The following is an 11,733-nucleotide window of genomic DNA, read 5'->3' as shown; positions in this document are numbered from 1 at the left end:
GTCTTATGAACGCGTTCGCGTTCCGTTTCAAGTCCGTACCGGCGACGATCGTCGCCGGAAAAATTACTTCTTCGCCAGTTCCTTGGCCTGCTCGCGCCAGTCCTTGATCTGGTCGGCGCTGAACGGCATGTGCTCGTCGATCTTGGTGACATCCTTGTCGGTGAGCTTGGCGAGCTGCGCGAAGGTGATGATGCCCTGCTCGGCGAGGTCCTTCGCCGCCACCGGGCCGATGCCCTTGATCACCGTCAGGTCGTCCGGCTCGCCTTTCGGCGCCTTGAACAGCGGCGCGGCCTTGCCCTCTTCACCGGCAGCGGCCTCCGCCTTGGTTTCCTTCTTGGCCTTCGGCTCCTTCGCAGCCACCTCGGCCTTCGCCTCGGCGGCGACTTCAGCCTTCGCCTCTGCCTTGGCTTCCGGCTTCGCGGCAGCCTTCTTCGACGGCTTGGCGCCACCCAGCAGGATCTCGGCGATCCGGACGGTGGTCAAAAGCTGGCGATGGCCGATCTTGCGGCGCGAATTCTGGCGGCGGCGCTTCTTGAAAGCGATGACGGTGCGGTTCTTGCCCTGCTCGACGACTTCCGCCGTGACCATGGCGCCATCGACGAACGGCGCGCCGAAGGTGACATTCTCGCCCTCGCCATGCGCGAGCACATTGCCGATCTCGACGATATCGCCGACCTTGGCTTCGAGTTTCTCGATCTTCAGGAGATCGTTGGCGGCGACGCGATACTGCTTGCCGCCCGTTTTGATGACTGCGAACATTTTTTGCCTTTCGCTGTTCGGTCGGCCTCGATGAACCGCCTCGGGCGGTTCGGCCGTCTTTTTGTCAGTCTGCGGGTTCAAAAAACAAGCGGCGCGGAAGAGCCTCCACGCCGAATGCGGGCTGTCCCTAACCGAAGGTTGCGTTGGAGTCAAGGCAAACAGGCCTGCCCGGACGACACGCCGAGCCATGCCGGCGGCAAAGGAGGCGGGTGTGCCGTCGCCGCTGCTTTTCGTGGAAGCTGGAATTCGCTCGAATAGGGCCTTGTAACTCCAGCAGTCAGCCGTTATCTAGTGCGCCGCGCCGGCAACGGCCGACCATGACCTCGCGGAGAGGTGGCAGAGTGGTCGAATGCACCGCACTCGAAATGCGGCATACTCGCAAGGGTATCGGGGGTTCGAATCCCTCCCTCTCCGCCATTTAGCTTCCATAATAATCGTTTCCTTTCAAAAGCTTCCTTGTTGCGCTTGACCAGCGCGAAGCGAAACTTATCTTAGACTGTGTAACAAACTGTGTAACATTAGAGAAAGATAATGCGACGTTCCGCAGCGCCAAAGCCGCATAAACGTGAAGGCATCTGGTATCTCGTCCGCAGGGTGCCGAAGGAATTCGCGGCGTTTGATCGCCGCTGCCTAGTACGCATTTCCACGGGCGTCGCCGTGGCTGACGATCCCCGCGGTGTACGGGCGCGAGATGCAGTGCAAAGCCTCGGCGCGGGGCTGGAGGCGTATTGGCGTAGACTGCGGGAAGGCCAATCCGCCGAGGCGGGGCTGCGTTTCGAAGCCGCGAGGAAGCGCGCGCGGTCATTTGGATTGGCCTATCGCTCTAACGAGGAACTAGCAGCGGGGCCGCTCGACGAACTCATGGCCCGTATCAAGCTGCTCCTCGACAAAAAATCGATCGAGGACGCGCAGGACGTCTCGGCCGTCATGGGTGGGGAGAAGCGGCCAGCGGTCCGCCTGAGCGGTCTTATCAAGGAATTCGAGACGATCGAGCAACAGAACTTGCTGACCATGTCGCCTAACCAAATCAAGAAATGGCGTAACCCCAAAAAGCGCGCAGTTGCCAATCTGGTTGGAGTCATTGGCGACAAGGAGATCGCAAGCCTCACTCGGGACGACGCAATCGCGTTCCGCGAGTGGTGGCAAAAGCGGATCGTTGAGGATGGACTTGATATCGGTACGGCCAACAAGGACATCGGCCATGTTTCGAAAATGCTGCGCGTCGTCGATCTGACTCACCAGCTCAAGCTGGAGCCGGTTTTTCGAAACCTGCGTCTTTCCGGCGCCGTCCCCGGGCAACGCGCTGCGTTCACAGCGGAGTTCATTCAGGAGAAGATACTCGCTGAAGGCGCGCTCGACGGACTCAATGACGAAGCCCGCCATCTAATCTATGTGATTGCCGATACCGGACTCAGGCTTTCTGAAGCGGCAAACCTCACCACCGAAACAATCCACCTCGATCAAGAAATCCCGCATGTGCGGGTGCGCCCCAATGGCCGTCGCTTGAAGACCGGTCATTCAGCCCGTGACATTCCCTTGGTTGGCGGCGCACTTGCAGCCATCAAGCTCCATCCGGACGGCTTTCCTCGTTATCGCGACAAGGCCGCGTCACTTTCAGCGCTCGTCAACAAGGTGCTCGCCAGCAAGGAACTTCTGCCGACTTCCGAGCATAGTCTTTATAGCCTGCGACACACTTTCGAGGACCGGCTGACGGCAGTTGAGGCGCCGGAGAAGGTAATTGCTTCTCTGATGGGCCACAAATGGATCCGGCCCAAATACGGCGCGGGACCTTCGTTAGCGCAAAAGCGCGAGTGGCTTCAAAAAATCGCTTTTACCCCGCCCGGGCGAATGTGATTGCGGCGCCATCCAGGCCTTGAGAACCAACCTCACGGCTCCAGCTGTCCGAGCCATTTAGGTTGAGCGTGGCCAGCACGCGCTGCGCTCGCTCGCGATTTCCGAGCTTCCGCCGCATTTGTTCGACCTCGTATTCCAGCCTTTCGAAGGTCGGTATATAGGCATCTCCATGCCGGATGACCAAGTAGGCGGCAACAGCTAGACAGCATTCTAGCTCCGTGGCCGATGGATCGGAAAAAGGGGCGACGCCATACCAAGACGAGCAACGCCTCTCGAGGGCTTCCGAACTAGGCAAACGGCCAGCATGTGGCATGGGATACAAACCTATGCCTGATCGACGAACCTAAAGTGCTCACGAAGCTTGACCGGTACGCGGGCCATCGGAGGGTTCTGCCTAAAACCGCCAAAAATTTTGAAACACCCATTCATCCGGCTCGAATTCAAAGGGATCGGCGATTTTTGGGTTATGGCTTGCAAGCATAGTTCAGCCCAGACAAGAACGCCTGATATCTTGTCGTTCACTGTCACCCTGCCAAATATGGTGCCGGTGACAACGGCAGTTTGGCGAGCAGAAGAATTCCCGAGACTGAGACGTTCTACGGCTTGGCCCATGTTCGCGCTCCTCCTCGATTGGAGACAGGATGGGCCATATGGAAGCGAATAAAAGGAGGTTGGTGACGAGTCTCGGTAGTGGAGTAGAAACGGGTGGAAAAGCTTGCGCTATTCGCCGTCGGCGCCGCTAAGCGCATTTGAGAGAAGGGGCAACGATCGCCAAGAGATGACGTCCGATCGCAAGCCGGCTAGAAATGCGACAGTGACGCGCCTTTTTTGGCACGACCTTAGCACCCGATCGGGCCTCAGCTGGTCGTCGTTGCGCAGCCGATCGGGTGCGATTTTTATAAAGCTCTCTTGGCTTTAGCTTTGAGAGCCCGTCATCGAGACAAATGCAAGGGAACGGTCCCGCCCCCTGGGGACATTCGACATGCCGTGGCAGCTTCCTATGGTGAGCCAGCGCATTCCGATACACGTTTTCCGCGCTCTACCGTTGCTCCAGCACCTGTGCTGAGGCTGAGCGCTTGATCAGGACCCGACCGCTGCTGTTGCGGGATGGTGACTGGGTTGAGGTCGCGAAAACCTTGACCGCGGGTACGTTGTTCATCCAGATGAGCGCTGAGCCGAGAAGCAGCCAAGAACGCTTCCCGTAATCGAATCCTACGGGAACCGCGAAACCAGCGTCCAAGGGACGCAATTCTCCGACGTCGTTCACTCAAGCTCATCTCGCAACTTGAACGCTTGTATGAAGCCGCTGCATGTGCGCCGGTGGACCGGATTGCTGCTATCCAAACCACGTGCTCAGTTTCGCCCCCGTAATAACTCTACCGTCCGAAACGGCTTTCGCGCGTCAGGTCCACCCCACATGAAAGTTCCGCGAGCAGCACGGACGGAGAGGCCGGTCACAACTCCTTCGCGTGCTCTTTTACTACCGAATCAAGTGCCAAATGGAGAGGCACTGCCTTAGAGAACAGGAAGCCCTGCGCGGTTCTGCAGCCAAGCTTGTACAGAGTTTGCCGATCTGCCTCTGTTTCAACGCCCTCGGCCATGACCTCGATCCCGAGCGTCCTACCAAGGTCAATCACCGCTTTGACAAGCAGCCGATTCTCCCGGGACTTGGCTAAGCCGCGAATGAAGCCCTGATCTATTTTCACTTTCCTGATCCGACTGTCCTTGAGCGATGCCAACGTCGAAAAACCGGTGCCGAAGTCCTCGAGCGCGATAGAAATGCCAGCATGTGAAAGCTGGCCGAGCTTTTCATCCACTCTGTCCGGATCCACTGGGGCTTCTTCGGTAATCTCGATGTCGAACATCGTTGCAGGGAGGTCTTTTGCCGCCAGACCATTAAGAATCATCTCGTCAATATCGCCAGCTTCCAACTCGCGCGGTGAAACATTCATCGCCACACGAACATCACGACGGTCAGCTTTGACCAAGCCCTCGATAAGAGCGCAACAGTCGGCGAATACCGTTTGAGTTAGCAGCTGAAGCATTCCAGTTTCGCGTGCCGCTGTCATGATCTCGGGCGGAGAAATGGGACCGTGAAGCGGGTGAGACCATCTTAGCAAGGCTTCAAAACCGACGACGCTTCAGTTTCGAGTCTTACGATTGGCTGAAACCAAGCGACCAAGCTTCTCATCGTTATCGCCGAATGAAGATCGCGTTCGATTGACTGGCGGCGTTGCAGTTCCCGGGCTAGCTCGGCACCGAACAGACAAAATTCATTCCTGCCGCGGCGCTTAGCTGTGTAAAGGGCGATGTCGGCCCGCAACAACATTTCCGTCAGTCCGGGGTTTTCAGCCAAGTAGATTCCTATAGACGCTCCAATGCGGACGGATGCGATCCCAGGATAGGGGCGAGCAAGCTTGGCTATGAGATTGGACGCGAGATTGGTGGGAGAAGGAGAATTCTTTCGCGAAGAAAAAACCAGCACGAATTCATCCCCACCGATGCGGGCGAGCGTTGAGCCCTCCGGTGCTTCTTCCTCTATTCGGCGGGCGATCCTGGCAAGCAGCTCGTCACCCGTTCTGTGACCGTAGGTACCGTTGACAGATTTGAACCCGTCCAGATCAATCAGCATGGCCACAAAGGGTCCATCGGTGTTCTCAAACTGATCGATTGCATGTTCGAGGCCCCGCCTGTTGAGGAGCGCGGTAAGATGGTCCTCCCTGGAATTGCGCTCCATTTCCGCGGCAAGCCGCTCGGCTTGATGTCTCAGGCGGCTCGCGTCACGGAAGCGCGCTTGTCCAACGAACGAGGATCGAACCAGGCCGCCCTCGAAAAGCAGGACGGCAAAAGCCAGAATGTAGTTTTCCGGGGCTCCCTTCGTCAGCAAACATGCGGCGGCAATGAGGAGTGGCGGTGTGATGAAGCATATCGCTGCCGCAGCATATGAGCTGCCGTACGTGACCGCGCCAGCTGAAATGCCCGCCAGAATTATTAGATGCAGCGATGCTTGAGACGTCGTGTATCCAGCCGTTAGGATGGCAAGGAATGACCAGGTGAATCCCGCCAGAAGAGCAAGCCTGCCAAACCAGCGAAGCCGCAGCCAAACCCGTGTCAGATCATCCTGGACTCCGGGTTCCTTCAGCTGATGACGGGCGAGTGCAAGGCGGGCGGCATTTATCGCATTAACGACCGAAAACCAGGCCGCGCCAGCAAGACCGTTCCCGGAAAGGGCCTGCACGGTCAAAATCAGCCCGGACAGCACAATGCTTATCGGCATTGAGACGAAAAGGCCTGCCCTCAGATCAGCGAGCTGGTCCTGAAGGATTCTCGCCTCCAGCGGATCTTCTTTTCCAAGGCTGGACGGGTCAGCTTGCTTACTCCTGCTTGTCCGCAGCCTATGCAGCCCCCCTGAAGGACGGGTTAATTCTTCAATCGGAGATCAGCGTCGGGGAGCAGGATTACTCCGGTGCATCATGCACTCTCTCCCATCGCTCGCCCAGCACGCGCAAAAATGCGACTGCTGGTGCAGTATCACCGCTGGAGCTCCGCCGATATCCCATGCCGGACAAGGGGAACATGTTGGGCAAAGCGAAGCCCCAGATGCCTTGCAAGCCGTGCCGCCAGGTGGTCTCTGGAGTAGAGTCCAATCAATATGTTCGTTGCATGGTAGAGCGGCGCCGCCGACAGGCGCAGCCGCCTTTCGTATATATGCAGCATGTCGGGGTCGCCAACATTGCGGCCGTCGCGGCACGCAGTCATGATTCCACGGGCGAGTTGCTTCTGGCTGCTGAGACCGATGTTGAATCCGTGAGCGGTCACCGGGTGCATGCCGATGGCAGCGTCGCCGATGAGTGCGGCGCTCGGCGCCCGGAATTTGTGCGCCCAGGTCGTGACCAGCGGATAGGTGTGGCGCTTGCTTGCCAAGGTCATTTTTCCAAGGCGCCCTCGACACCGTTTCGTCAACTCCGACAGGAACAAATCATCATCGAAGGCAAGCAGTCTATAGGCCTCGTTTGAGCGCAATGTGAGCAGCAGCGACGACATGCCCTCCGCGAGGGGCAACATCGCTATCGTCTGATGGTGATCGAACCATTCGATGGCGATCTGGTGGTGGGCGCGCTCGTGCCTCACTCGGCAAATCAGCATCGAGTGGCCAAGCCGGTTGATATCGGCGCCGATGCCTAGCAGATCACGCGTGGCGGACAAACGCGAATCCGCGGCAACAACCAGCCGAGCAGTTAAACGCGCGCCATTAGAGAGCGTTACGACTGCTCCTTCTTGGCTGTTTGTTGCATCGACGACCGAGTGGCCGCACAACAGCCGGGCGCGATCCTGCAAGCGGACGATTTTGAACAGCGCCTCGCGGATCCGGCAATTTGGAACCAAAACCCCCAGCGGTTCTCCAGAGTTGCTGGGAGGATCGAAACGAAGAGCGAATGCGCTCGAGCCGTTGAGCACGCGCGCGCCTTGAAGTGCTGATTTGTCCGAAGCCGGGATGACATCCCAGGCGCCGAGCTCGCGAAGGGTTCTGATCGAAGCGTTGGTCAGCGCGATTTCGCGACCATCGAAAGCCGGATTCGCCAGACTATCGAATGTGTTCTGTTCAACAACTGCCACCTTGAGTTCGCTTTGGGCAAGCGACGCAGCGAACGAAAGGCCGACCGGGCCGGCTCCAACGACAACGATGTCAAAATTATCGTCAGAGCCCATCAGCGTGCCGCCATCCGGTCGCCTATCCTCGTGTAACGGTGGAACTGAGCCGAGTGACATGAGCTCCGTGGCCGCCGCATTGCCTAAAGGCGCTGGGCCGGGAGATTCGCATCGATCGGCAACGAAGCACTCAAAGCGCTCAGAGGTGGATGCGGCTAACCGATCCCGCCCTTTGGCCGCGCAGCCGCGCAGATCGCCGCCAGCAAGCGAGACACTCGCGACGCTGGTCAGCCACGGCCGCGCCGCATCGATCGCCACATTCCACCTGGAACCCTTGCGCATACTACTCACGCTCCACGACGTCGAAGCGGGCTCTCTTGCGAGGGTATCGAACGTAGCGCTCTCTCTCGTCATCCCAGCCAAGGTAGCGGAAACTTTTATCCACGACCGCGCATATCTCATCAAGAACCTGCTGCATGGCTTCGATGTCGATGTCCTTGCAATTCAGTCGCCGATAGAGCAAAGCCCACGCGGCGACATAGTCGTCGAAATAGCGCGCGTCACTCGAACCAATGATCAACTTCGGACGGTTGATCGATCTCGAAAACGCACGTCCCAACCCCGATGATGCTCCGCAGCACGTTGACATCACGAGGATCTTCGGCGCTGGATGCGAGCCCTGGAACATTTCTACGAAGTCAGCCCAAAGAAGGCCACTTTCGACGCACACAACCCATCAAAGGCGAAAGCTGTTGATCGGCCCCCGTGTCCGCGCAGCCACGCGGATGGTCAGCCAGCAAGCGAGATACACACGACGCCGGTCAGCTAATGGCTGCGCCGTAAGCACAAGGCATGGCCGACCACACGACAGAAAACCCAGAACCGTGAAGGTGCTGATAATGACGACCAATCTTTCCGTAAGTCATGCATTTCTCCGTCGAAGACTGGTCAATAGAACACACCGATGAGTATGACCCTGATCTGGATCAGCCAGACATGACCAATCGGCACTGGCGGTTCACGGTCAGGTGATCGACCGTGACGTTCCACTTTGGAACCCGTGCGCACATGGCCAAGCTCTCGTCCGGCCACGCGAGGTACTCTCGTGGCATCAGCCGCCTCATACTGGGTGCAATGGGAGGCAGTCCTTCGCACGACAGAGGCTTTTCACAAATGTAGTGTGCAGCTTAGGTCAAGATGGTCATGGAGCATGGAGCATGGAGCATGGACAGCTTGTTCCCGACCGAGCCGGCTCGACTGACGAGCGCGATCCGCGCATCTTATGCACAGCGGATTGAAATCAGCGTTCCGGTTTGTCGTCCCGATCAATTAGTATCCGCTCGGCGGCTCCGTCGAGATCTTCGTATTGACCGCTTCGCAATGCCCAGACGAAGCCGGACACACCCAGTGCACCCAGAAAAAGGGCCACTGGTATGAGATAGAGCAACGTCGTCACGAGGATTATGCCGAATAGCTGACTGCGGAGCGTCCGACTTTTTGAATAACTTGCAGCGTCGCATTCGCCCCGAAGCCGTGCAAGCGCAATGCGTTTCCAATAACAAGCACCGATGAGGCAGACATGGCAATCGCCGCTAACAAAGGCGTGGCGTGCCCGAGGATGGCGATTGGTACTGCCACCGCATTGTAGACGATCGCAATCGCGATGTTCTGGCGGATCAGGTGTCCCGCCTTGCGCGAGACGTCCAGCGCGAGAGGCACTGCCAGAAGGCTTTCGCGCAGGAATACGAAGTCGGCGGCATTGCGGCCAATGTCGGCGGCGGTAGCTGGAGCGATCGAGACATGCGCCGCGCTGAGCGCCGGCGTGTCGTTGAGGCCGTCGCCAACCATCAGAACCTTGTGTCCGTCTTTCGCCAGGGTCTCGATGCGCTCGACCTTGCCGGATGGCAGCAGGCACGGAACGAAGTCCTTGACACCCAGCATTTCTGCGACTTCACCGCAGGCACCCGCAGTATCGCCCGACAGCATTTCCACTGACACCCCGGCATGGCTCAATTGCCCGATCGCCGCCTTGGCGTCTGCGCGCAGCGCGTCCTCAAAATCGAAGGTCGCGACAATGAACCCGTCTTTTGTCAGCACGGTTCCGCCATGTTTGCCTTCACCACCGGTCCGGGCTCTCCATCCAGCCCATCCGCGTCGGCCTAGCCGCCAGGTGCTTCCGGCTCCAGTGGCTTCGATTCCAAACCCTGGATGCTCGGTGACGGCATCAAATTTGTACTGCCCGCCGGGATGGGCAAAACCGGCTATGGCCTTTGAAAAAGGATGGCGGGAATGCGTAGCCATGTCTCCCGCGACTGCCAGCATGGCCGGATCGATCGACGATGCATTGACCAGCCGGGGCTGGCCGAGCGTGAGCGTTCCGGTCTTGTCGAACACCGCTGTATCAATCGTCGCCAGGCGCTCCATGGCAGAACCGTCCTTTACCATGATGCCGTTCTCAAACAGGCGCCGCGCGGCGACCACCTGAACGATCGGTACGGCGAGGCCGAGCGCGCACGGGCAGGTGATGATCAGAACGGCAATGGCGATGGTTATCGCCCGGTGCCAGTCGCCGGTCACCGCCATCCAGCCAAGGAACGTCGCGAAGGCTGTGAGATGAACCACCGGGGCATAGAGCGCTGAAACGCGATCGGCGATCCGGCGATAATGCGCGCGGCCGCCCTCTGCGGCTTCCATAAGACGAACCATTTCCGCCAGAAACGAATCCTTCGCGGCGGCTGTCGCCTCAATCGTCAGCGGGCCGGTAAGATTGAGCACGCCGGCCTGAACTGCTTCGCCCGGCGCCACGTTTTTCGGCGTGCTTTCGCCTGAGGCCAGCGAGCAGTCGAGATCCGACGTTCCCTGGATGATCTTGCCGTCGACGGGGATCCTCTCACCGGCTGCGATCAACAACCGCATGCCTGGTTCGATCTCGCCGACCGGCAAATAGTCGCGCGCGCCGTCGCTGCGCAGCACCATGGCGCCATGTGCGGCCAACTGGGACAGGCCTTTCACAGCGGTCCGGGCACGTTCGCGCATCACGTGATCCAACGTGCGGCCGATCAACAGGAAGAACAGCAGCGATACCGACGCGTCAAAATAGGCGTGATCGCCATGGTTGATCGTCTCGTAGAGGCTCATGGCGTAGGCGAGCGAAACACCGACCGCGATCGGCACGTCCATATTCATGCGGCCATGGCGCAAAGCATTCCAGGCCGAACGGAAGAAGATGCCGCCGGCGAAGGCGAGGGCAGGAATGGCGATCAGCGCCGAGACCCAGTGAAACAGGTCGCGGGTAGCACCTTCGGCGCCGGACCAGACCGAGACCGAAAGCAGCATGATGTTGCCCGCCGCAAAGCCGGCAACCGCGACCGCGCGGATCAAATCCGATAACGTCCTGTCCTTGTCGCCGACCTCGGAAGGGAAGAGATGCGCCTGGTAGCCTAGCCGCCCAAGCGCGACGACGAACGGTGGGACCTCGTCACCACGCCACCGGACAGAGACCCGTTTCGTCGACAGGTTGACGCGGGCGCTCTCGACGCGATCGAGCTTTCCCAGCGCCGTCTCGATCGTCTGGATGCAGCCTGCGCAATGAACCGTCGGTACTGAAAGATCGGTCTGGTGAAGATCATCGCCAAGCGATCGGCTCGCCAGCCTGATCTCCTGGCTGGACGGCAGGACCGATCCGGTGTTGACCAGATCAAGCGCCATTTCGGCGCCCGGTGCACAACAACTCATTGCAGCGCTCCATTGGAAATCATGATCCGGCGGACGTCGCGATACGGTTTGTCCAGACCGGCGTCGGCGTCGACTTCGACAATCCAGACGCCGTCCTTCGGCATGTGCTGGGCTGCGAATTCCTGGCCCGAGGCGGGTGCGAGGGTGACCGACTTGTCCTCCTTCTCGTACGCGGGATGGCGAAACAGCACCTTGACGCCGTGCAAGGGAACCGGCTTGCCGGCGACGTCGGCGAGGCCATAGCGAACTTCGCCCCATGCGATGGTCAGCTTGCCGGTCCAGCCAAGTGCTGCCTGCGCCCGTCCTTCCTCGGCCTTCTTGTTGAATTGCTGGCTCGCCACATAGGTGTTTTCGACGACGAGGCCAGTCCAGCTTGTGCTGGCGAGCGTTGCCATGGTCAGATTGACTGCGATGACCACGCCGAAAAAGGCCAGGATGATGACCAGCATGTGCCTGCCGGTGAATTCACGAGGCTTTTGTACATTGGCAGTCATCTGAGGGGCTCCGGCGCGTTGAAGGTGGCGGTGTACTCGTTCGACTCAAAGCTGGCTCTGTCCTCGACGCGGAACTTGAAGGTCTGTGCCGGAGCGCGGATCTGGTCCGCCGGCTGGCGAACGAAGACCCTCAGCATTTTCAGGCGGTCGGGTTCGACCGGAATGGCGAAGGAACGGCCTGCGGGGATGTCGTCGCCGACGACGACCATGTCAGCGCCTTCAAGGCCCTGCATGGTTACGA

General features: G+C 59.2%; 10 protein-coding genes and 1 tRNA gene. 2 read left to right on the top strand and 9 right to left on the bottom strand.

The window, feature by feature from the left end; all coding sequences use genetic code 11:
* Window positions 1-63 precede the first annotated feature (63 nt).
* Entirely contained in the window at window positions 64-759 is a 696-nt protein-coding gene (locus EOA27_RS06600) for a 50S ribosomal protein L21 (protein WP_126080686.1), read from the bottom strand.
* 327 nt (window positions 760-1,086) lie between these two features.
* Between EOA27_RS06600 and EOA27_RS06595 the strand changes: the two genes are divergently transcribed.
* A tRNA-Ser gene (locus EOA27_RS06595) sits at window positions 1,087-1,176 on the top strand.
* Between the two features lie 114 nt (window positions 1,177-1,290).
* Window positions 1,291-2,613, top strand: coding sequence for an integrase (locus EOA27_RS06590; protein WP_126057794.1), 1,323 nt, complete (start codon window positions 1,291-1,293; stop codon window positions 2,611-2,613).
* A gap of 1,454 nt (window positions 2,614-4,067) precedes the next feature.
* On the opposite strand, the gene EOA27_RS41985 is transcribed toward EOA27_RS06590, so the two are convergent.
* The 8 genes from EOA27_RS41985 to EOA27_RS06555 form a co-directional block, all read right to left on the bottom strand.
* The gene (locus EOA27_RS41985; RefSeq protein WP_245454739.1) at window positions 4,068-4,733 is read right to left on the bottom strand and encodes an EAL domain-containing protein; all 666 of its coding nucleotides are present in this window, start codon (window positions 4,731-4,733) and stop codon (window positions 4,068-4,070) included.
* Complete coding sequence (locus EOA27_RS41980) at window positions 4,727-5,875, bottom strand: GGDEF domain-containing protein (RefSeq protein ID WP_245454738.1); 1,149 nt, start codon at window positions 5,873-5,875, stop codon at window positions 4,727-4,729. Before EOA27_RS41980 ends, EOA27_RS41985 begins: the two co-directional genes overlap by 7 nt.
* A gap of 269 nt (window positions 5,876-6,144) precedes the next feature.
* A complete protein-coding gene (ubiM, locus tag EOA27_RS06580; protein WP_185928959.1) occupies window positions 6,145-7,326 on the bottom strand; it encodes a 5-demethoxyubiquinol-8 5-hydroxylase UbiM in 1,182 nt (393 codons plus the stop codon).
* 280 nt (window positions 7,327-7,606) lie between these two features.
* The gene (locus EOA27_RS06575) at window positions 7,607-7,951 is read right to left on the bottom strand and encodes a hypothetical protein (RefSeq protein WP_126057793.1); all 345 of its coding nucleotides are present in this window, start codon (window positions 7,949-7,951) and stop codon (window positions 7,607-7,609) included.
* Between the two features lie 612 nt (window positions 7,952-8,563).
* Window positions 8,564-8,719 carry a cbb3-type cytochrome oxidase assembly protein CcoS gene (gene ccoS, locus EOA27_RS06570; RefSeq protein ID WP_081714250.1) on the bottom strand — a complete coding sequence of 52 codons (156 nt, stop codon included), beginning with the start codon at window positions 8,717-8,719 and terminating at the stop codon, window positions 8,564-8,566.
* A gap of 5 nt (window positions 8,720-8,724) precedes the next feature.
* A complete protein-coding gene (locus tag EOA27_RS06565) occupies window positions 8,725-10,998 on the bottom strand; it encodes a cation-translocating P-type ATPase (protein ID WP_126059322.1) in 2,274 nt (757 codons plus the stop codon).
* On the bottom strand, window positions 10,995-11,492 hold the full coding sequence (locus tag EOA27_RS06560) for a FixH family protein (RefSeq protein WP_126057792.1): 498 nt from the start codon (window positions 11,490-11,492) through the stop codon (window positions 10,995-10,997). The genes EOA27_RS06565 and EOA27_RS06560 overlap by 4 nt, the downstream gene beginning before the upstream one ends.
* Window positions 11,489-11,733: FixG Ig-like domain-containing protein (locus EOA27_RS06555; protein WP_281059398.1), on the bottom strand; the 245-nt coding region annotated here is incomplete at its 5' end. The genes EOA27_RS06555 and EOA27_RS06560, both read right to left, overlap by 4 nt.

The sequence above is a fragment of the Mesorhizobium sp. M2A.F.Ca.ET.037.01.1.1 genome, assembly GCF_003998075.1.
Lineage (GTDB): Bacteria > Pseudomonadota > Alphaproteobacteria > Rhizobiales > Rhizobiaceae > Mesorhizobium.
The sequence above is the reverse complement of the archived record's forward strand: the minus strand, read 5'-3'. Positions and strand labels throughout refer to the sequence as shown.